Below are 21,248 nucleotides of genomic sequence, written 5' to 3' on the forward strand. Positions count from 1 at the left end.
AGGGCTTATGTTCGAACTCGACGCTTACTATCAGCCTGAATCATTGGCCGTTGCCCTCGAATTGTTAGCCAAATCGGACGGGAAATTACGGCCGTTGGCAGGGGGAACGGACTTAGTGCCCGCTTTGGCCAAAAGGAAAATCCATTGTCCGGGTTTGATTGATTTGTCCGCTGTTTCAGAGCTACGCGCAATTATTGCAAGGGAACATGAGATCCAGATTGGCAGCATGTCAACTTTTGCCCAAATTGAAGAATTCCTTGTCATCCGGAACAGATTTCCGTTGCTATCTGAGGCTGCTGCCTCAGTCGGCTCGCCCCAAATTCGTAATACTGGAACGATTGGCGGAAATATTGCCAACGCTTCCCCGGCAGCAGACATGGTCACAGCCCTCATTGCTCTCGAAGCGGAAGTCAGGTTGGATTCTAGCGAAGGGTTCAGGACTGTACCGTTGCAGAACATTCTGGAGGGGGCCGGAAAAACCCATATCCGACCGCAGGAGATTATTACTAACATTTTAATAAGACCGCTTGCGCCAGGGAGTAGGAGCGGCTATATCAAATTAGGTCGTCGCCGGGCCTTGGCTATTGCCAGGCTTAATCTAGCCGTTATTCTGGCCGTGCATGAAAACAAGATCAGTTTGGCCCGTGTGGCCTTGGGAGCGGTAGGGCCGAATCCTTGCCGAAGTTCCGCTTTGGAGACGACGTTGGAGGGACAGCAGATTTCGAGCACTCTGGTTGATACCTTTGCCAGCGAAGCGGAAAAGGAAGTGGTAAGAATGCTGGGTTCCCGCCCTTCGGTATCTTATAAGCAGGAGGCTGTAAAGGGAATTGCCCGTGAATTATTGCCCAGGTTATTTTCCAGTACTGAAGGGGTGGTGGCCTGAATGGACAGGTTTCCCTTGCACATGAAAGTCAATGGCACTCAGATGACGGTGGATGTCGATCCGGGCATGCGTTTGCTGGATGTGTTGCGCGATGTATTGGGTTTAACGGGCACGAAAGAAGGCTGTGGTGAAGGAGAATGCGGTGTCTGTTCCGTGATTCTGGACGGGAAAATTGTGGATTCTTGTTTGGTTTTGGCACCGCAGGTCCAAGGCCGGGAGATCATCACAATTGAAGGGGTGGCCCGCAACGGTGAGCTTGATATCTTGCAGGAGGCTTTCTTAGAGGCCGGGGCTGTGCAGTGTGGATTTTGCACACCGGGAATGATTTTGGCAGGCAAGGCGTTGTTGGATAAGAATTCCCATCCGGACAGGCGGGAAATTGCCCGGGCCATATCTGGTAATCTTTGCCGCTGCACCGGTTATGCCAAGATCGTCAAAGCCGTGGAATTGGCGGCAGCAAGAAGGTCCGGGAAAGAAGGTGCTACCGGTGCTTGAAGGCGGAGTTGTCGGTCAATCCGTGCAACGGGTGGATGGCTTGGTCAAGGTTACGGGAGAGAGCTATTTTGCCGCCGATGAGAAGGTTCCGGCTGCTTTGGTTCTCAAAGTGCTGCGCAGTCGTGTCGCTCATGCCGTCGTCAAGCGGATTGATATTTCCGAAGCGGAAAAAATCCCGGGTGTGGTACGGGTGTTTACTTATGCGGACATTCCGGGTGAAAACAGTTACGGTATTATGGTTAAAGACCAGCCGGTCCTGACGGACAAAATCCGGTTTATCGGAGACGCTATAGCTTTGGTGGTCGCGGAAAACCCGGACGCCGCCCGGAAGGGTGCGGAGGCTGTAAAGGTAGAGACTGAGGAGCTGCCACCCCTTTATGATGTTTGGTCCGCTATGGCGGAAGGCGCTCCGCCTATTCATGACAAGGGAAACATTCTAACGGTGGGCAGGGTAAAGAAAGGGGATGCCGCAGCGGCTCTGAGCCGGGCGGATGTTGTTATTAGCAGGCTCTATCGTACGCAGAGGGTGGAACATCTCTATTTGGAAACGGAAGCCGGTATTGCTTACCCGGAACATAACGGCCTTACCATCAAAGTGTCCACTCAGAATCCGCATTATGACCGGCGGGATGTGGCCCGGGTCTTAGGCCTGCCCATGAATAGGGTGAGAATTATTCAGACCCCGACCGGAGGTGGTTTTGGCGGCAAACTGGACATATCCGTGCAGTGCTTTCTCGCTTTAGCGGCCTGGAAACTGAGGCGCCCGGTCCGGATGCTCTATGACCGGGAAGAATCTTTTATCGCAACCGCGAAACGGCATCCTTTTATCATTGATTACACCAGTGGGGCAAACCGGGAGGGGCAACTTTTGGCTGTCAAAGTCAGGATTATCGGCGATACCGGGGCATACGCCTCCTATGGTCCCGCCACACTGATCAGGGCGGCTGTCCATGCGACGGGACCGTACGAAGTCCCCAGTGTGGATATCGAGGGACTTTGCGTTTACACCAATAATCCGTTTAGCGGCGCCATGCGCGGTTTTGGCACACCGCAAATGGCTTTTGCCTTTGAAAGCCAGATGGATCTGCTGGCGCAAGCTTTACAAATAAGCCCCCTGGAAATCCGCCGGCGCAATATCTTGCGTCCCGGTTCGGCTACGGCAACCGGGCAAGTTCTGTCCGACAGTGTCGGCATCGCTAAAACCTTGGCAGCGGCATGGGAAAAGGCCTGCCAGGTGATGCCCGGTCTGGGAGGTGAGAACCAATGAAAAAACACGGTTATGGCATTGGAAATATGTGGTATGGAGTGGGTAATACCGCTGCTCCTAACCCGTCAGGTGCTTTTGTAGACTTCCTGGATGACGGAACCGTGATTGTGCTCAGTGGCTGCGCGGATATTGGCCAGGGATCGAGTACTGTGCTGGCTCAGATTGCAGCAGAGACACTGGGGGTCGGCCTGGAGAATGTGGCGGTGATTGCCGCCGATACTGAAGTTACTCCGGATGCCGGCGCTACGTCCGCATCCAGGCAAACCTATATTTCGGGCAACGCTGTTCGGTTCGCTGCTGAAAAGGCCAGGGAGCAAGTGATTGCTCAAGCAGCGGAGCGTTTAAACCTCCCGGCCGACAATGTCAGCCTCAAAGATGGACAGATTTGGCATCAGGATGAACCGACCGGCACGAAAATCCAGGATGTTATTGCTCAGTGCCGCAGTAAGGGAATTCTGACTTTGGGGCAGGGCTGGTTTAATCCGGTGACTACGAAGCTGGATCCTCTGACGGGACAAGGGGCACCCTATGCTACCTATGCCTTCGCCACGCAGGTGGCCGAAGTGGAAGCCGACACGGAAACGGGAGTGATCGAAGTCAAAAGAATCGTTGCCGCCCATGATGTGGGCAGGGCGATCAATCCCCAAAATGTGGAGGGACAAATTGAAGGGGGCTGTATCATGGGGATGGGGTATGCCCTCTTGGAAGAAGTGGCAGTCAATCAGGGCCGGATCGAAAACCCTGCTCTGTCAACTTATCTGATCCCAACAGCCCTGGATATCCCGGAAATGTTTCCGGTGATTGTGGAAGATGAGGAGCCCAGCGGACCTTATGGGGCCAAAGGGGTCGGTGAACCGGCTCTCGTGCCTACGGCGGCAGCTATAGCCAATGCTGTGGCGGATGCCCTGGGGATCCGTCTGTATGATCTGCCGTTGACACCGGAAAAGATTGTGGCTGCGATCAGGGCAGCTGCAGAAGAGAGTGAACTCGGACTAAACGGTTAGCCGTAAAATTGCGGGACGCAACGGGACAAGAATATTAAGGATAGAGGTTGGGGGCCAGCTCAATGATAAAAATCGACCTGGACTTATGTAACGGTTGTGGTTTGTGTGTACGGGATTGTCCCTTGGGTCTAATCAATGTGCAAGACCATAAAGCCTTTATTGCGGACGGATGCTCTTCCTGCGGTGTCTGCACCAGGGTATGTCGGCGTGGCGCAGCCCAAAAAGCCGGGGAAATCATGGCAGGTGCGGTGGTTTGCACGGCATGTCCGGTGGAGTGCCAGATCCAGAAAGGTTATGAGGGGGCCTGTCGGCGCTATACCAATGAAGACGGTAAGTTGGTGCGCAAGCGGCCTTTGGTCACAGAGGCGGCAGAACCCAAACGGCAAGCTCCGGAAATTGACTGGCCTTTAATCACCGGAATCGGAGCAGGAACCGAGTATCCAGACCCCCGCCCGGCACCTTACATCCTTCAGGGTCGGCGAGGGGAAATCGAGGTGGTGACTGTAGTTACGGAAGCCCCCTTGAGCTATAGTGGTCTTAAAGTCAAAATCGACACCAATTTCCATGTCGGGGAAGAAGGCGCTAAAGTTCACCATGACGGGCGGGTTGTCGGTATGGTGGATATGGAGGAATATGGCTCAAAAATGCTGACGATCGGCGGAGCTAATCTGTTAACAGGTAGGGCAGGTTTTATCGTAGCCCGGACAATTGTCGATCTGGCTAACCGACAAAGGGTTATCTTGCAGGTTGATGGCGGCAGCAAACTGGAACTGCAGGCGGGACGAAGTCCGGTCATTGACGGCGAAGAAGACACGACCATGAGGGTAGGTTGCGGCAGTGCCACTGTGGGATTGTTTGCCCGGGATCTTAAGGGGGTGGTGGATGAGGCGATCATCCTTGACCACCACATTATCGGCTTGCTTTCGGAACACCGGGCAGGGCAGGAAGTGGGGATGTCTTACAGCGGTGTTGTCCCTGCCGGGCGCAAGAGTACTGCGGGGCGTTATTTTGGTGAACACGGCAAGGGTTGGGGGGGGACAGCCATCAGCAATCCGCGGGATGCGATCAAAGAAGTCAATATGCGGATTGGCAAGGCCGGGATGCACATTTTGGTAACGGAAACCACAGCCAGAAAGGCTGTACTGTTTGAAGTCAAGGCCAACGGGCACGTGCAGGAAGTTCCCCTCACACCGCAAGTAAGGCAAGTGATGCAACGGATTGCGGCTAATTGTGAAGAAGCCAGGGTTTCCGTCATTTATAGCGGTGGTGTCGGCGGTTCGGCCAGGGCCGGGGTCACGACCCAGCCGGTGGAACTCACTCGGGCTGTGCATCAGGGTGAAGTTAAGCTCACGATCGGTGGGGCTCCGGTTATGCTCCTGCCCGGAGGGGGTATTAATTTCATGGTGAACGTGGAGGAGGTCGTAGCTCCCCGTGCTTTCTACTGGACGCCCACTCCGGCTACGATTGCTCCCGTGGAATATACGATGCAGCGCAGCACCTATGCCCGGATTGGCGGGCATATGGCCCGGTTGCGTCCGCTTGAGGAAGTGTTGAAGGGAGAGACTGATGCTTAAGCGGATCGACCCTTATAAGGTTCTTGTCGACATCGGACCGGTGCAGATGAGTATATGGGCCGGACGCAAGGGTGAACCCTTGGGACGCGAATGGCGCAAACTGGAGAATCTGGTCAAGGAGTGGTTAGCCGATATCCGGCGTTATCTGCCGGAGGTGAAAAAGCCATGGCCTCAGCTTAACGACCTTGCCGAATATAACAGGGTGGTACAAAAAATGCACGCTGCGGTTAGAGACACCGGGGATCCCAGCCTGACTTCTATGGCCGCTGTGGCTGGCACTTTAGCCGGCATGACCTGTGAATATTTGGTCTATAAAGGGGCGACCAAAGTCCTGGTTAACAATGGCGGTGACCTTGCCATTTTCCTAGGCAAAGAGGAGAAGACCAAAGTTGGGATTGTTCCCCGTCTGGGGGTGGCTCCATCTCATTATTTAGAGGTGAAAGGGGGGAGTAAGATAGGCGGGGTGGCGACCAGCGGTAGGGGCGGTCGCAGTTTTACGCTCGGGATTGCCGATGCCGCCGTAGCGATTGCTGCTAGACCGGAGGTTGCTGATGCCTGTGCCACTGTACTGGGTAATGCCGTCAATGTGGATTCCGTGCTGATTGAGCGGCGACCGGCCAGGGAAATCGATCCGGATACCGATATCCCCCGGCTTCTGGTAACAACGGCTGTTGCACCCTTGTCGGTAGAATTAAGGACGGAGGCATTGGACCGGGGATTGCAGAGAGCCCGTCGGTTGGTCCAAGACAAGTTGCTTCTGGGGGCTGTCTTGTTTTTGAATGGGGATATGCGCCAGTATCCGGAGGATCTTGTTCGCCCGGTGACCGCCTCCGGGTCCTGAATGACAACCCGGTTCACGCTGGGGGGTAAGACCAGCTATTGTAATTGAAAGATTCAAAAGAATTGGAGAAAGGGGAATGCTCATGAATATCTCACAGAGGCTGGACAGACTGCCGGTGACCCGCACACTTTGGAAAGTATTATTCCTCACAGGAATCGGTTGGCTTTTTGATGCTATGGATCAAGGTATGGTGGCCGGAGTGATGGCGGGTATCGGCAAAGAGTGGCAGCTGTTGCCATCTCAACTAGGGTTAATTGGCAGTATCGGAGCGGTCGGGTTAGCTATCGGGGCGGCTCTGGCCGGCATGTCGGCAGATAAATGGGGTCGGCGGGTCATAATCATGTTTACACTTATTCTTTACGGAGTCGCCAGCGGATTGACAGGGATTGCGACCAGTTTCGGAATGTTGTTGGTGTTTCGGTTTGTTACAGGGTTGGGTTTGGGAGGCGAATTACCTGCGGCGTCAACTCTAGTCAGTGAATTTTCACCGTCCGGGGCCCGAGGCCGCATGGTGGTCTTATTGGAAAGCTTTTGGGCATGGGGTTGGATTTTGGCATCTCTAATCTCTTTTTTACTGATTCCCATTTATGGATGGCGGATTGCCTTCTTCTTGGGCGCTGTGCCGGCCCTATACACGGCTTACCTCCGTCGAGGCGTGCCCGAATCACCACGATTTTTGGAACAAACAGGAAAGCCGGCGGAGGCTAATTCCATTGTCAGCAAGATGGAGCAGGAAGCAGGGCTTGAGCCTTATCAGAACACAACCAAAGATTCCTCGTCGGTGACACCCGGAAAGGCTACTTTAATGGAATTGTGGTCAAAGCCTTTATGGCGCCGTACGTTAGTTTTATGGATTCTTTGGCTAGGAATTAATTTCGGCTATTACGGTTTTGTGCTTTGGCTTCCGACATTAATGATCGGGAAAGGGTTTGTACTGATGAAAAGTCTGGAATTTACCTTGATTATGACTTTAGCTCAGTTGCCGGGTTATTACAGTGCAGCTTATCTGATTGAGAAAATCGGGCGCAAAGCGGTGTTGGTGATTTATTTAGCGGGGACGGCAGTGGCAGCTTACATGTTAGGACAAAGCACATCAATATCTTCTATTTTGCTTTATGGTTGCTTGCTTTACTTTTTTAGCTTAGGGGCATGGGGTGGAGTATATGCTTACACGCCGGAGATGTATCCTACCCGTGCTAGAGGGAGCGGAGCAGGTTGGGCCGCTGCAGTCGGCCGAATTGGAGCGATAGCCGCACCCTATGTCGTTGGAGTTATGTATCAGTCTTATGGCAAAGTGAAGGGCTATTCATACGTTCTTGGGATGTTAACCATTGCTTTCGCTGTTGTAGCACTGGCTGTCGGCGTTCTCGGCATTGAGACCAAAGGTCGGACTTTGGATGAAATCAATGAACTGGGGGTCTAAGCGGTCAGATTCCCGGAATCATCCAATATGTGTATGAGGTTGTTCGGTCACCGGTGAGCCAACCCTTACTTCGATGGCGGTGGTGTCGGGAAGCATGGCTGAACTGACATGCTTCTCGACAGAAAGAGGCCACTACGGTCTTGGTGGAGGTGAGCGCACCCGGGTTGGAATTGTACCCCGTTTAGGAGCGCCGCCATCCCGTTTTAACGATGTTATGTGGCTGGGGAGGGGGGTTACCCTCGGGATAGCCGCCGCTGTCGAAGCTGCCGAAACAAATGTTGCAGAAGCCTGTGCCACCATTATGGGCGATGAGGTAAGCGTTGAAAGCTTTGCCGCAGGAATGCGCGACTTAATTTTGGAAAATGGTTTGCGTAATACATTTAGATTAGGAGGAATGCAGTTATGTCGATTGGCTATGGTTCCATGAGTAACCGACTTGATCGACTGCCTATATCTGGCTTTCATTATAAACTTTTACGGATAAACGGATTTGCGTGGGCTTTTGATGCCTTCGATACAGGTCTCATTACCTTTGTGGTGGCTGCTTTGGCCAAAGTATGGCAATTGAACACCGGACAAATTAGTCTAATATTAAGTATTGGTTTAGCTGGAATGTTTCTAGGGGCAATTGGTGCCGGAAGGATTGCCGATCGACTCGGTCGTAAAACTGTTTTTCAGATCACTATGTTGTTATTTGCCATATCGTCTATTCTATGTGCAATTTCCTGGAACTGGATAGCATTACTAGTATTCCGCTTTCTTGTAGGTGTGGGATTAGGTGGCGAAACACCGGTTGTTAATTCAGTCATGGGCGAATTTATACCAGCGGAAAGTCGGGGTAAGGTACAGGGATTGATTAACACCTTTTGGGCGCTCGGGTGGTTAGCCTCCGCGGTTATTTCCTTCTTTGTGATACCTACTTTAGGATGGCGGTGGGCATTTATAGTTGGTGCCCTGCCCGCTTTTTACGTTTGGGTAATACGGAGAAATTTGCCGGAATCACCGCGATGGCTCGTTAAACGGGGTAGATTGGCTGAAGCAGAAGCAATTGTTAGTGATATGGAAACGCGAGTCAGCAAAGAATTGAATAAACCTTTGCCGGAACCTGTTGCTGATGCCAGAGATGAACAACCGAAGGATCATCTGCATGTTGGATTCATTTTAGACAACCATTATCTGCGCCGTACCATTATGTTCTGGATATTATGGTTCATGGCCATGTTTGGGTATTACGGATTATTTTCATGGATGCCAACATTGTTTGTTAAAGCTGGCCATACGATGATGACATCATTTTTTTATGTATTTATTATGCAATTAGCTTATGTTCCTAATCAGATCTTGAGTGCTTATCTGATGGACCGGGTTGGTAGAAAATGGTTGTTGACTATTAATCTATTTTTGGCCGGGATTGCCACAGTGGCCTATGGTTGGGCTTTAGGACATGGAGTTTCTACTTTGTTTGTAGTCACTTTGGGAGTTTTTGCTTCATTTTTCATTTCGGCAATCTGGGCAATCACTTATACGTACACAACAGAATCATATCCGACGGAGTTTAGAGCAACGGGTATCGGAGCGGCTTCTGCCTGGTCGAGAATTGGCTCACTGCTTGCTCCGCTCATTGTCGGATACAGCTTGGCATCCATGGGTACATCAGGTGTTTTTATGATTGTGGCTTTTGCGTTTATTATAGCAGGTTTTGTTATTGCTATTTTGGGTGTAGAGACAAAAGGTAAAAAACTTGATACGATTTGAGGTAATCAATAAAGCCATTGCTCTGGGGAAATTCACCAATGTCCGGAAACAATTTGTATACTTGATTTCAGTGCTAAAAGTCTAAAAAATGGCAGCCTCATTCTCATCCGACTACCTATTTGGATTCGCTCAGGCCAACGGGTACCAAAATGGTACCCGTTGTCGCTCTAATGGGAAACGTGCCAGGGGTCTTTTTTTATTGCGCTTAAGAAGGCGCCACTCCAGAAAAGCATAAAAAAACAGAAGACGATGGAAATCACGGCTATAAAGTGGTAAGGAGCCGCGACCGAATAAATTTTCTAGGGATGGCACGGACGGATGACGTAATCCATTCGCCGTGGAATTGAGAGTGCTCGATTTGGACTTCGGCCAGGTCAGCTTTGGAGATTTGAACGCCGGTGGGGCAGACGTTGGTGTCGAGCTGACAACGAACCTTCAGTCCCGTGGCGGTGGTGGTGTTGGCAATTAGATTAACGATGACCTCATGACTCTCAAGAGGGCGCCCACGCCAGTTTTGCGCGATATGTGAGAAGAGTCGATGCTCAATCTTGTTCCACTTGCTGGTTCCGGGCGGAAAGTGGCAGACAGCGATTGACAGTCCGGTTTCGTCGGCCAGTTCTTGCAACTGTGTCTTCCAGAGTCGGGAACGCGAACTGTTGCTGCCTCCCCCGTCAGCAGTAATGAGTAACTCCTTGGCGTCGGGGTAAGCCGTTCGGCCCATGCTCTGCCACCAGCCCCGAATGCTGGCCACCGCAAAGGTGGCGGTGTCGTGATCGGTACCGACGTTGACCCAGGCCTCGTTGTGGGTGGGATCGTAGACACCGTAGGGGCTGACCTTGCCGAGTTTGGGAAGGACGAAGTCGTGGGCGCGCACATCCTCCGGCTGTCCTTTTGGCTGCCACTCGACACCTGCGTTCTTGAAGTCCCCAACCAGATCCTTCTTCTTGGTATCCACCGAGATGACCGGCTGACCGAGTTGCTGATAGGTGTGGACCCTTTGGTTGATGTAGTGGAACTGGGTGTTACGATCCGGATGTTCAGAACCTTCGTGCGTCTTGCTGGTGGGCTGAAGACTGTATCCTGTTTGAGCTAGAGTATAAAGTCCGAAAGCTGGCGGTATTGCCTGTCCGGAAATTGCCAGATATAAACCCATGGGCACAACGAATACTACCAGCCGGTTGGCAGGCAATAAGCGGGCGGTTCTTTTTTTTTTACACAACAGAAAGGTCTGGCTGACCGACCCAATCTACTGGCCACTTCTGTCAAATCAAAGTGCAGACGGCTACACCTTCAATCTATGGACACTATGCGGCGGCCCTAATATTTTAATATCAAGTGGGATCGGGAGATATGTCGAGGACGTGCAGAATAATTGGATATTTCAGATGGATCGGTAAAAACCGGTGGCTTGACAACTTTAGCGATACTGGAATATATTACAGTATAACAGTAATAAAAATAAATCTGATATGGGACAGGCGAATGAAATCGCTTTGCTAGCGTCATTACTTCTACTCTACGTATTTCGCGACGGTAGGACAGAATCGCTTGGTAACGACATCACAGTAAGGAGTAAAGTTTTACGTTGGAGAGTGTTTTACAGGGCATTTATGAGAAGATTAGGTTATTGCGCAAACAGAAAAAAATGACTCTGAAGGAGATGAGCGAGAAAACTGGTTTCTCGGTGAGTTTTCTATCGCAAGTTGAGAACGGAAGCAGTTCTCTCGCCATTACATCCTTGCAAAAAATCTCCGAAGCCCTAAATGTTCCCATCTCCTCCTTTTTCGAGGAGCCTATGAATAATACTTTCACTACTCGGGGAGCAGAACGCAGATTTTTCCGAATCGAACATTCCAACTTGCTGTATGCTCGATTGGCCGGAAATTTTCAAGGACAAGTGTTGGAACCACTCTACGTGACGCTTGAGCCCAAAAAGACGGTAGGTAGATACAACCACCATGGCGAGGAATTCTACTACGTATTGCAAGGTGAGGTCGTGGTTACTGTTAATAACAAAAAATACGTATTGCAAGAAGGGGATAGCATTCATCTACCTTCTATTTTGAAGCATTCCATGAGAAATCCAACTGATAAGCCGGTACACATGATTGCGGTCCTCACCCCCGCCATATTCCAGGGGTAAAATTGGTTGACGGATTGACGAACTTTGCAAGGAGGTTTTATGGATGCGAGTAGCGGTGGATATTGGAGGAACATTTACCGATCTATTCTACTTGGATGATCAGAATCAGATTGGCATGGCGAAGTGTGATACCACCCCGCCGAACTATGATGAAGGAGTTATTGATGTCATCAGTCGAACTCGGATTCCTGGCGAACTGATAGATACTTTTATTCACGGAACAACAGTGATCATCAACGCTCTAACGGAGAGAAAAGGAGTCAAGACTGGACTAATCACCACTAAGGGTTTCCGGGATGTGCTAGAGATTGCTCGCGGTAACCGACCCGATTTATTTAACGTACGCTACCAAAAGCCAGAGCCATTTGTGCCTCGCTACTTGAGACTGGAAGTCAGCGAGCGCCTTAATTATAAGGGGGAAGTGTTGGTGGCGCTTGCAGAAGAGGAAGTGAGGGCAGCCGTAGCCCAACTACAAGCCGAAGCTGTGCAAGCGATTGCGGTGGCTTTTCTGCATGCCTATACCAATCCGGTACACGAAATGTTGGCATTGCAAATTATCAAGGAGGTTTGGCCGGAAGTAGAGGTTACGGCTTCGCATCAGGTTACGAACGAGTGGCGGGAGTATGAAAGGACCAGTACGGCGGTTTTGAACGCTTATGTGAAACCTATTGCTGCCTCCTATATCGACCGCTTGGATAATCATTTGCGCAACATTCGGGTGAGGGGTAATAAGTATATCATGCAGTCCAATTCGGGTACAACGACGTTTGCTCAGGCTAAGGAAACCCCTATCAATATGCTTGAATCCGGTCCAGTGGCAGGAGTATTCGGTTCGGTGGTCCTAGGAAAGATGCTAAAAGAGCAGAATATCATTGCCTTTGATATCGGTGGCACAACGGCTAAATGCTCCCTGATAGACCGCGGAGAAGTCAAAGTGACGACGGATTATCACATCGAACGTAATGAACGCAGCGCTGGCTATCCGGTTAAGGTACCGGTGGTGGATATCGTGGAGATCGGCAATGGGGGAGGCTCTATCGCCTGGATTGACGATGCCGGACTTCTAAAGGTAGGCCCGCAGTCAGCTGGGGCGCTTCCCGGTCCGGTAGCCTACGGTAAGGGCGGAGAGGATCCCACGACGACGGATGCCAACCTTGTGGCGGGGAGACTGGATCCTGGGAATTTCGAAAATAAAGTGGACATGGAGGCTGTAAGAGCCGCTATTCAGAAAAGGATTGCTCAACCACTCCACGTGTCTGTAGATGAGGCAGCTTTAGGAATTATTCGGATAGCAAATTCAAATATGCTAAATGCCTTGAAACTTGTGTCTGTCCGCAAGGGCTATGATCCCACCGAGTTTGTTCTGGTGGCTTTCGGGGGCGGTGGTCCTATGCACGCCATGGCTTTAGCCAAAGAGCTTGGGGTCCGTAAGGTGGTCATCCCGGTCGGCGCTTCCGTATTCGCCGCTTGGGGTATGTTGATGACGGACCTGAGACATGACTATATCCAAACTTACATTCGCCGCGTTCACGGCATTAACCTTGGTGAGGTTAACGAGGCATGGAAACGCCTGGAGGATCAAGCGCTGAATCAGTTTCGGGAAGGCGGATTTTCCGCTGAACAGGTAGTTCACGTTCGGTACGCGGACATGCGTTATGTCGGTCAGGAACATACGGTCAAGGTTCCGATGGCGAGCGGGCGTATTGATGAACTGGGAATGGGAGCCATGGTGGATAGCTTTCATGAATTACACGAAAAGTACTACACCTTCAAGCTTAGCGAATCAGCCACGGAAATTGTCAATCTTCACCTCACGTCGTTCGGCCTGGTTCCGAAACCGGAGCTACCCAAGCTAGAAACCGTAGGGGACAATGCGGAGCGGTGCCTCAAGGAAACAAGGCCTGTCCTGTTCGAAGGCGAAGGCTGGGTGGATACTAAGGTTTATTTCCGAGATCGGTTGAATCCCGAAAGCGTGATTAGCGGCCCGGCGATTGTAGAAGAACCGTCATCTTCAATGATTCTCTATCCGGGCCAGGTCTTGACTGTTGATGCCTATGGCAACTTAATCGCTACGACGGGGGTGTAAACAATGAGTAAGGTTAAAGGAACGGTGGACCAGTTTACCTTGGAAATTGTAGGAGATTCTCTAATCGCCATTGGGGAAGAGATGTTTCATGCCTTGGCCCGCACTTCAATGAGCCCGATCATTTATGAAGTGCTGGATTTTGCTAGCGGATTAACCGACGCTAAGGGACAGTTGCTGACCCAAGGCAATGGAGTGACTGGGTTTATCGGATTACTCTCGTCCATGGTCAGGGAGGTCATTGAGAAATACGGACAACCTGGTGCTCTCCAGCCGGGGGATATTGTCATCATTAACGATCCGTATGGCGGTGGAGGTTCCCATCTATCGGACGTTGGGATGGTTATGCCCATCTTCTATGAAGAAGAAGTAGTTGCTTTCTCGGCTAACAAGGCGCACTGGACAGAAGTAGGCGGTAAGGATCCGGGTTCCTGGACTACCGATTCTACAGAGGTTTTCCAGGAGGGGATCCAGTATCCATGCATTAAGCTTTTCGAACGGGGCCGGGTTAACCAAGCACTAGTAGAGCTTACGGCAGCAAACGTGCGCTTTCCCGAGCAGTCGTTGGGCGACATGTGGGCTCAGGTGGCGGGGCTTCGAACTGGGGACCGACGCTTTAGGGAACTGTGCGAAAAGTATGGTAGGGATACTGTCCTGGCTGCTGTCGAGCATCTCCTGAATCATGGTGAGCAACTGGCGCTGAACGAATTGAAGAAACTGCCGAAGGGAACATTTGAGGCGCAGGACTTTATCGACGATGACGGGATCGGACATGGACCGTTTAACGTGCAGGTCAAAGTGGAGATTACAGACGACGAGTTTATCTGTGATTTTCGTGGTAGCCACCCGCAAGTCCCCGGCCCGGTGAACTGTTCGTATAGTGCCCTGGTTTCCTCGGTGCGGACCCTCTTTCTGGCGATCACCAACTCGTCCCAGGACGTGAACGACGGTATGTTTCGCCCCTTGAAGGTGCTAGCGGACAAGGGCTCAATCTTTTCGGCGGAACGGCCGGCAGCTGTCTCCACATATTGGGAGACGATGACCTACGGAGCGGATCTTATTTGGAAAGCATTGGCTCCCGTACTTCCCCATCGACTGAGCGCTGGCCATCTCCTATCCGTATGTGGTGTGGTCCTGGCGGGAACGCATCCGGACAGCGGTGAGCCTTTCCTGGTGGTAGAACCAACCACAGGCGGTTGGGGCGCCGGGGCGGATCTTGATGGAGCCAACGCTCAGTTCTGCATCGGCGACGGCGAGACCTACAATGTCCCAATAGAGGTTGCGGAGACCAGATATGGCATTTTAGTTCAGGAGTACAGTTTGCACACGGACGGTGCCGGAGCTGGAAAAAACCGGGGCGGTTGCGGAACAATCCGGTCCTATACTGCCCTGAGCGACGGGCAAACGATTACAGCTACTTTTGGCAGGCATAAATTCCGGCCCTGGGGATTTAGCGGCGGCCAGGACGGTTCTCGCAATGAATTTGAGATTCTGAAGACCAGCGGTGAGGTTTGCGGACCGTTCGGCAAATATGCCCGCTTTCCTCTCAAAATGGGAGATACGGTACGGATGACCACGGCGACTGGGGGAGGCTATGGCAATCCCTTGGAACGCCCGGCAGACAAGGTAGCGAAGGATGTCCGGAATGGTTATGTCTCAGTGACGCAGGCCAAGGAAGAATATGGGGTGTTGATTGCTCCAAAGACTTTTGCTCTATTGGGATCTACTCAAGCGCGTCAGCAATTGGCAACAGATAGGGGGATGCAGGATGCTAATCGTTGATGTGAACGAAGTCAAGGCACATGAGATTACCAATCTTAAGGTGCTGTTTTCCGAGAATGCAACTGCTGGAGGCACAGTTCAGTTTGGTACCGTAGTGCTCCGGCCACAGGCGAGAATACCGTTGAACGGGATGGGAGTTCACGTACAGGACGAGTACTCGATTATAATTAAGGGGTCGGTAGTTACGGGTGTTGGAGGGAGCACCTATCGACTGAAGAAGGGTCAGGCTACATTGATTCCAGCAGGAGAGGCTCATTGGAGTTTCAATGAGGGGAAGGAAGATTGCGAAATCGTTTGGGCATTAGTGGGACGCTCTTAGCCGAAGCCTCTAGTCAAGGAATTGGTTGGATGAAGCTACAGCAAATAAATTAAGTGGATTTGGCACAAAAGGACTGGCCGGGTAGTTTCTACAATCAAGTCGGCCTAAAGGTGAAAGCCTATTTTCCGTAAAGCAAAGACTTTTATGGTACCTGTCCAGCCTTCAAATCGCGGAGCACAGCAGAGATAGGATGACTCTTCTAAATACAGTCATATAGTCCCTCTCAGGATTGTCCATTAAAGGTCGGAGGCGGTCAGTACGCTTTTAGGCTTATGCCTGAAGGGTTTGCGCTCGTTTTAAGTAACTGATTATAATCGGGTGGGCACCTGGCGTCTGCTTACGTTTGGTGTCAGACGACATTTTCAGAGATGAAAAAGAGCTGGAGGTTAAAAGTGGGGCCACATCCGTCAAGAATTAAGCGTACCCAATTGCTATTGGTAAAGCAAGAAATTGACGCCATAATTGTTGTTTCGACGGCGAACTTTTTCTATTTTACGGGAATCTGGATTGATCCCTTGGAAAGGTTGCTGGCATGTGTAATCAGGAAAAACGGAGATCCCGTGATCATTGCTCCTCAGATACACGAAGAGGAATTGGCTCCCTGCTCCATAGGGACCATCCTTTGGCAAGACGGGCAGGATCCCATTGCGCTGCTGGCTCGGTGTCTGCCTGTCGAGGGCATTGTGGCTGTCGACAATCTGTGGCCGAGTCGTTACCTGTTATTCCTGATGAAGCAGCGACCTAAATTGGCATTTACAAACAGCGATGAGATCTTAGGAGTTATCCGACGGAAAAAGGACTCGATTGAGCTTGGTTACCTGCGGGAGGCAGGAGCTAAGACCGATCGAATTATGCAGGAAATTACTAGGAAGATTACTGCGGGCGTTAAAGAAATAGAAGTAGCGGAAGAATTATTATCTTTGTGGAGACGCGAGGGAGAGCAACCTTCATTTCCTCCGATTTATTAAACGATTCATACCTGACAGGTACGCATTTGAACGATATGACAGTCTGAAACATTACGCAAGGCTTTGCAGTCTGCTTAACGAGATGATGTTACCCAAGGGTTCATTGGCTCGCCAACAGACTCCACGGATATTTTTCAAGGAGGGCTACGGCTAGTCCAACTTTCCGCTAAATAGGTCGCTAACCCTTGCTGTATCTCGCTTTGCGATTTTAATTCTGTCACTACAAGCTATTTATTTCCATTTATCGAATTACCCCGAAAATATGCCGTTCCGACCTTTTAATTTAAGCCTAACAGGGAGCAACCAAATCTTCAATGAGATAATTTCCCTGGGATCTGGAATTACGTCACTACATTGAATCTGGGCAAAGTAAGAAAACGTCTAAAATCCAAAGGTTTGGATTTTCTTTCGTTATCCAAACAAAAATAAAATCCAAACCTTGCAGAAAAAAGCGCTTAATTGAGCTGTTTTCATCGAAAAAGGTTTGGATTTTTTCTTTACCGCTTGATTGGTTTCACACCACAGAAGTTAGCTAGTGAGGCTTTATTGTCCTTCCATTTCTTTGGGGCTTTCCGACTGTTCTCATCTTCAAGCGTCGCCAGAGCTTTCGCCTTCTGCTCGATTGTAATGTCCAGATATGCCATCGTCGTCTGCAGCTGTTCATGGCCCAATAAGAGCGATATCTGCACGATGTTCATCCCGTCCTCTAGCCAATGAGACGACTTCGCGTGCCTCAACTGGTGCGCATGGAAGTCCCTGGGTACCTCAACGCACGACTTGTGAGCTGTTTCAGCATGTAGTTTAAGCCGCTTGCTTACCGCCATCTGGCTCATTTTCCCGCGAGGGCCTGCGTTGCGTGAGTAGAAGACGTAGGTATCCGGGGCCGGAACGGCCCCATGGAACTCCTTAAGGTAGCCCTTCAGGTGGGCGACCGCCTTGGGTAGAAGGTACAGTGTCCTTATCTTGTTGCCTTTCCCAATGATGTTGACATTGGGATTCCTGGCATCCAAGTGTAACTGACCGACCTTCATCGACAGGATCTCGTCAATCCGTGCCGCCGTGCTGTACAGGGTGACAATCAGCGCCAGATCGCGCCGGCCAGTCGTTGTGGAGGTATCCGGTGCCGCCATCAGCGCCCGTACCGCGTCTTTGCTCATGCCCTTTACCTTCCTGCGCTTTTCCCTTCGCCGTTGTATGCCGGATGCGGCCTCGCTGATGTGTAGCATGGAGACTTCCTTGCCCCCGAGGTACTTCAGGAACACCCTTAGGGATGCGAGCCGGATGTTGCAGGTTTCAGGAGAACATCCGCGAGTATCGTCCAGCCACCGCAACCATTCCTCGATCATGTCCCTACTGAAACAGTCGCAGCTCAGCCTCTCCGGATCGATTCCCTTTTCGTCCTCGAGGAAACCTATATAAAGCGAGATAGCATACTCATACGACTTGAGGGTGTTTTCGCTGCGGCTCTTCTGGGACGGTACATAGTCTCTCAGGAACGTGTGGATGTGCCGGGCGATGGCGATGGACTCTTTCTCAGCCTTCTTCATAATCCGCCTCCGGCACGATGTCGTCGAAATCACGCCCGGTCCGTTCCAACAGGATATCGGCCATAGCCGGCACCAGGTGGAAGTAGTACTTAGTACTCTCCAGCGAAGCGTGGCCCATGCTCTTGCTCAGGTACACGAGTTTCGAAAAGAACTCGAAGCCTTCCCCGATCCATTGGTTGATGTTTTCCACAGCGTAGTTGTGGCGGAGTCCGTACGCTGTGGCATGCGGTGTGTTGTGCTTGTGCCAAAGCTTGCGAAAATTGTATACCACCCATCCATTCGTGAGAAATGAACCTTTTGCGGAAGGGAAGAAATACTTCCGCCCCGGGTGCAGCGCCTGGATTGCGGCATTGTACCTCCTTAGCAGGTCCAGCATGGTGTCATGGAGAACGATAAAGTGCTGGGAATGGCCCTTGGAATAGTGGATGATGAGAACGCCCTGGACTAGATCGACGTCACCCACCTGGAGCATTCTCGCCTCGTTGGTCCTTATCCCGCTGCTATACAGGAGTCGAAAGAATACCGGCACGACAATTCTGCGAGTGAGTACCACAAGAGTGCGGGGCGTGGACGGCAGACTGTCACAGGCCTTGAAGAAGCATTCCAGCTCGAATTCCGTGAAAGCATGGGGTATGTAGGTGCGGGGTTCCCTCTTCGGAATGTTCGGCCCCACGACATCCGCCATTTCCCGATCTCTCAGGTAGCGGGCGAAGTTCGAGATGACAAATATCCTCGTCCTGCAACTATTGTTTGTCTCTGTGGTGCGCTGCGTGCACCAACCGTCCACTATTTCCTGGGTCAGCGTCTCCGCTTCCGGAAACGACTGGGTGCAATAGCTGTCGAAAAGGAACAAGTTGTGCTCATATGTCTCGTTCCATCGCCCGGACGCTTTCTGAAAGGCGATGAACGCTTCCATCAAAGGGGTAAGAAAGGACTGAAACCTACGCATCGGCGAACACCCCCTCGGACACTGGAAAACGGGCTGTGCTAAGGGCGCATTCCTTAAGATGGACGAAATCTGCCGAGAGGTAGGTCTCCAACGATTCAGGCTCAGCATGTCCGAGTGTGTCGCTAATCACCGCTTGGGGCACCCCGTTGCCCAAAAGGGTTGTCGCAAGATGGTGACGGAAGATATGGAAACCTTTTCTGTCCCCTTTCGATTGTCGTATGCTCGCCTTCTCCATAATTCGAGCCGCCACCCTCCAAATGTTGGCGCTTTCCATCCCTTTGTAAGGCCCTTTCTGGGTCAGGAATAGGATTGGGCAATCCACTGAGGGACGCTCCTCATTTAGGTAATCGTAGATGGCGTTACCAACTGTGGCACTCAGAGGGAGTTCCAGGGGTTCCGCAGTCTTCTGCTGTTTGATCCTTATGAGATCGCATTCCCAGTCGATCGAAGCCCGTTCCATGGCAGCAATGTCGCAGGACCGCAAGCCGGTATAGTAGGCAAGTTTCCCGATCGCCCTGTCGCGCAGAGTAAGTGAATTGGTCATATCATCCATCGCGTCGAGAAAATACTGCGTCTCCTGTGGTGTAAGGTATTGTATGTTCTTTCTTGCCTCCCGCGTCGCGGGGAGGAAGGACAGCACTTTCTTGCAGGCATTCGGGTTCAGGGGAGTACAAACCTTAAGGAAAGCAGAGATACAGTTTCTGTTAGCATGGCTTTTGAGCCGTTCTCCTTCCGGGGACACAAAAACAGACATCACTACTTCCTCCGCGATGTCATCCAGTTTGCTGATTCCGGTCTCCTGTAGTGAGAGCAGGAAGGCGGCAGCGTTTTGAGATTCCGTGCGTATTGAGGACTCTTTCTTGCCGCGTTTTCTCTCCACCGTGCTGTGGTAGTCTATCAGTGACCTGAACTCGGCTACCAGCTTTGGGTATGCGCCCCTTTCTAAAAGTCCCGACCACTTCCCGTCGGGATATTTGCCGTTAAGGTCGAATTCCTTAATGGCGCCGATGAATGCGCGCCTTTTTTCGAGACTGCCAGGGGATAACGGAGTTGCTTTGTAGTCCTTGTACACGTCACTGTAGCAGTCCCAGTCTTTGGAATCTGCTTCCGCCAAGATCTTCTGGATTTCCTTCTGCAACCTACCGATGTAGTCTTTCGAGTAACCGGCAGCTTCCATGTAGGAAATTAGCTTAGGATGGTTGTTTCTTAGATATTCCACATTCATATGGATGACCTCCTATCGAGATTGATAGCAAGATCATACCACAGAAAAAATCCAAACCTTTTTCGGAGAAAAGCGGCTTGTTACGCGGCTTTGAACTGAAAGGTTTGGATTTTATTTTTGTTTGGATAACGCCGCTTGGTAAACCTGTTTTAAGTCAGCCATCACCGGCTTTCGATCTTTGAAGGAAATATACTTCATGGAGTTGCGAATCTGATGAATCACGCACAGTTGAATCGATGTTCGGGGAAAAACGCTGTTTATGGCCTCTGAGAAGCCTGTCAGCCCGTCTTTGCTGGCAATTAGGATGTCTTCTACGCCCCGATTCTTTAAGTCGTTGCAGACACTGAGCCAGAAGCTGGCACTTTCACTTTCGCCAATCCAGATTCCGAGAATATCTTTACGGCCTTGTACATCCAGGCCCAAAACAGAGTAAGCGGCTTTGGTGACAATCCGATTATCTTTGCGAACCTTGAAGTGAATCGCGTCCAGAAAGACGATGGGATAGATACGCTCAAGGGGTCTGCATTGCCATTCTGTGACGAGTGGCATGACCTTGTCCGTGATTTTACTGACCAACTCGGCTGAGACATCAATGCCGTAGATATCGCGCATATGGGCTTCAATATCCCGGGTCGACATGCCTTTGGCATACATCGCGATAATCTGTTGTTCGAGTTCACTGGCGTTTTTCTCGTACTTCTTGATGATGTGTGGTTCAAACTCGCCGTTGCGATCCCGGGGAATCGCCAGTTCTGTTTCACCCATACGTGTTTGAATGGTCTTTCTCGAATATCCATTGCGACTGTTGCCTGAATTGTTGCCCTCAACACTGTGTTTTTCATAACCAAGATGGTCGCTCATCTCGGTTTCCAGAATCTCCTGCAGGGTGCGTCTGAAGAGGTCTTTGAGCGTGTTGTGGACGTCTTCGACGGTCTTACAGTCCTTGGCGACTTCACGGGCTAACCGGTCTTTAACATCTTGCATAAATGA

At 51.1% G+C, this 21,248-nt stretch carries 17 protein-coding genes and 2 pseudogenes; 14 read left to right on the top strand and 5 right to left on the bottom strand.

Features of this window, described 5'->3' with window-relative positions:
• The first annotated feature begins 7 nt into the window (after positions 1 to 7).
• From MNU25_RS07110 to MNU25_RS07145, 9 genes are all read left to right on the top strand, one after another.
• Complete coding sequence (locus MNU25_RS07110) at positions 8 to 883, top strand: FAD binding domain-containing protein (protein ID WP_240984426.1); 876 nt, start codon at positions 8 to 10, stop codon at positions 881 to 883.
• A complete protein-coding gene (locus MNU25_RS07115) occupies positions 884 to 1,378 on the top strand; it encodes a (2Fe-2S)-binding protein (RefSeq protein WP_240984427.1) in 495 nt (164 codons plus the stop codon).
• Entirely contained in the window at positions 1,371 to 2,645 is a 1,275-nt protein-coding gene (locus tag MNU25_RS20100) for a xanthine dehydrogenase family protein molybdopterin-binding subunit (protein ID WP_261487574.1), read from the top strand. Before MNU25_RS07115 ends, MNU25_RS20100 begins: the two co-directional genes overlap by 8 nt.
• Positions 2,642 to 3,649: a xanthine dehydrogenase family protein molybdopterin-binding subunit gene (locus tag MNU25_RS20105; RefSeq protein WP_261487576.1), complete on the top strand. Its 1,008-nt coding sequence runs from the start codon at positions 2,642 to 2,644 to the stop codon at positions 3,647 to 3,649. Before MNU25_RS20100 ends, MNU25_RS20105 begins: the two co-directional genes overlap by 4 nt.
• Before the next feature lie 62 nt (positions 3,650 to 3,711).
• Positions 3,712 to 5,223 carry a DUF362 domain-containing protein gene (locus tag MNU25_RS07125; RefSeq protein ID WP_240984428.1) on the top strand — a complete coding sequence of 504 codons (1,512 nt, stop codon included), beginning with the start codon at positions 3,712 to 3,714 and terminating at the stop codon, positions 5,221 to 5,223.
• Positions 5,216 to 6,064: a UPF0280 family protein gene (locus tag MNU25_RS07130; RefSeq protein ID WP_240984429.1), complete on the top strand. Its 849-nt coding sequence runs from the start codon at positions 5,216 to 5,218 to the stop codon at positions 6,062 to 6,064. Before MNU25_RS07125 ends, MNU25_RS07130 begins: the two co-directional genes overlap by 8 nt.
• 82 nt (positions 6,065 to 6,146) lie before the next feature.
• On the top strand, positions 6,147 to 7,487 hold the full coding sequence (locus MNU25_RS07135) for an MFS transporter (RefSeq protein ID WP_240984430.1): 1,341 nt from the start codon (positions 6,147 to 6,149) through the stop codon (positions 7,485 to 7,487).
• 94 nt (positions 7,488 to 7,581) lie between these two features.
• Entirely contained in the window at positions 7,582 to 7,914 is a 333-nt protein-coding gene (locus tag MNU25_RS07140; RefSeq protein ID WP_240984431.1) for a hypothetical protein, read from the top strand.
• Positions 7,890 to 9,242, top strand: a complete 1,353-nt coding sequence (locus MNU25_RS07145) for an MFS transporter (protein ID WP_240984432.1) — start codon at positions 7,890 to 7,892, stop codon at positions 9,240 to 9,242. Before MNU25_RS07140 ends, MNU25_RS07145 begins: the two co-directional genes overlap by 25 nt.
• Positions 9,243 to 9,504: 262 nt before the next feature.
• Here the strand turns inward: MNU25_RS07145 and MNU25_RS07150 are convergent.
• A pseudogene (locus MNU25_RS07150) lies at positions 9,505 to 10,335 on the bottom strand (ISAzo13 family transposase); the annotation flags it as partial.
• A 492-nt stretch (positions 10,336 to 10,827) separates the two neighbouring features.
• Between MNU25_RS07150 and MNU25_RS07155 the strand changes: the two are divergent.
• The 5 genes from MNU25_RS07155 (at position 10,828) to MNU25_RS07175 (ending at position 16,537) form a co-directional block, all read left to right on the top strand.
• Positions 10,828 to 11,385, top strand: a complete 558-nt coding sequence (locus tag MNU25_RS07155) for a cupin domain-containing protein (protein WP_240984433.1) — start codon at positions 10,828 to 10,830, stop codon at positions 11,383 to 11,385.
• Between the two features lie 43 nt (positions 11,386 to 11,428).
• Complete coding sequence (locus MNU25_RS07160) at positions 11,429 to 13,471, top strand: hydantoinase/oxoprolinase family protein (protein ID WP_240984434.1); 2,043 nt, start codon at positions 11,429 to 11,431, stop codon at positions 13,469 to 13,471.
• Between the two features lie 3 nt (positions 13,472 to 13,474).
• Positions 13,475 to 15,250, top strand: coding sequence for a hydantoinase B/oxoprolinase family protein (locus tag MNU25_RS07165; protein WP_240984435.1), 1,776 nt, complete (start codon positions 13,475 to 13,477; stop codon positions 15,248 to 15,250).
• A complete protein-coding gene (locus MNU25_RS07170; RefSeq protein ID WP_240984436.1) occupies positions 15,237 to 15,569 on the top strand; it encodes a cupin domain-containing protein in 333 nt (110 codons plus the stop codon). The genes MNU25_RS07165 and MNU25_RS07170 overlap by 14 nt, the downstream gene beginning before the upstream one ends.
• Positions 15,570 to 15,961: 392 nt before the next feature.
• Positions 15,962 to 16,537: a M24 family metallopeptidase gene (locus MNU25_RS07175; protein ID WP_240984437.1), complete on the top strand. Its 576-nt coding sequence runs from the start codon at positions 15,962 to 15,964 to the stop codon at positions 16,535 to 16,537.
• Positions 16,538 to 17,034: 497 nt separating this feature from the next.
• Here MNU25_RS07175 and MNU25_RS07180 read toward each other — a convergent pair whose 3' ends face one another.
• The 4 genes and pseudogenes from MNU25_RS07180 to MNU25_RS07195 form a co-directional block, all read right to left on the bottom strand.
• Positions 17,035 to 18,084 carry a tyrosine-type recombinase/integrase gene (locus MNU25_RS07180; protein WP_240984438.1) on the bottom strand — a complete coding sequence of 350 codons (1,050 nt, stop codon included), beginning with the start codon at positions 18,082 to 18,084 and terminating at the stop codon, positions 17,035 to 17,037.
• Positions 18,071 to 19,033 (bottom strand): tyrosine-type recombinase/integrase, encoded by a 963-nt coding sequence (locus MNU25_RS07185; RefSeq protein WP_240984439.1) that lies wholly within the window; start codon positions 19,031 to 19,033, stop codon positions 18,071 to 18,073. The genes MNU25_RS07180 and MNU25_RS07185 overlap by 14 nt, the downstream gene beginning before the upstream one ends.
• On the bottom strand, positions 19,026 to 20,258 hold the full coding sequence (locus tag MNU25_RS07190) for a tyrosine-type recombinase/integrase (RefSeq protein WP_240984440.1): 1,233 nt from the start codon (positions 20,256 to 20,258) through the stop codon (positions 19,026 to 19,028). The genes MNU25_RS07185 and MNU25_RS07190 overlap by 8 nt, the downstream gene beginning before the upstream one ends.
• A 132-nt stretch (positions 20,259 to 20,390) precedes the next feature.
• Positions 20,391 to 21,242: pseudogene (locus MNU25_RS07195) on the bottom strand (IS256 family transposase); the annotation flags it as partial.
• Between the last annotated feature and the right edge of the window lie 6 nt (positions 21,243 to 21,248).

The sequence above is a fragment of the Acididesulfobacillus acetoxydans genome (genome assembly GCF_902729405.1).
Classification (GTDB): Bacteria; Bacillota; Desulfitobacteriia; order Desulfitobacteriales; family Desulfitobacteriaceae; genus Acididesulfobacillus; species Acididesulfobacillus acetoxydans.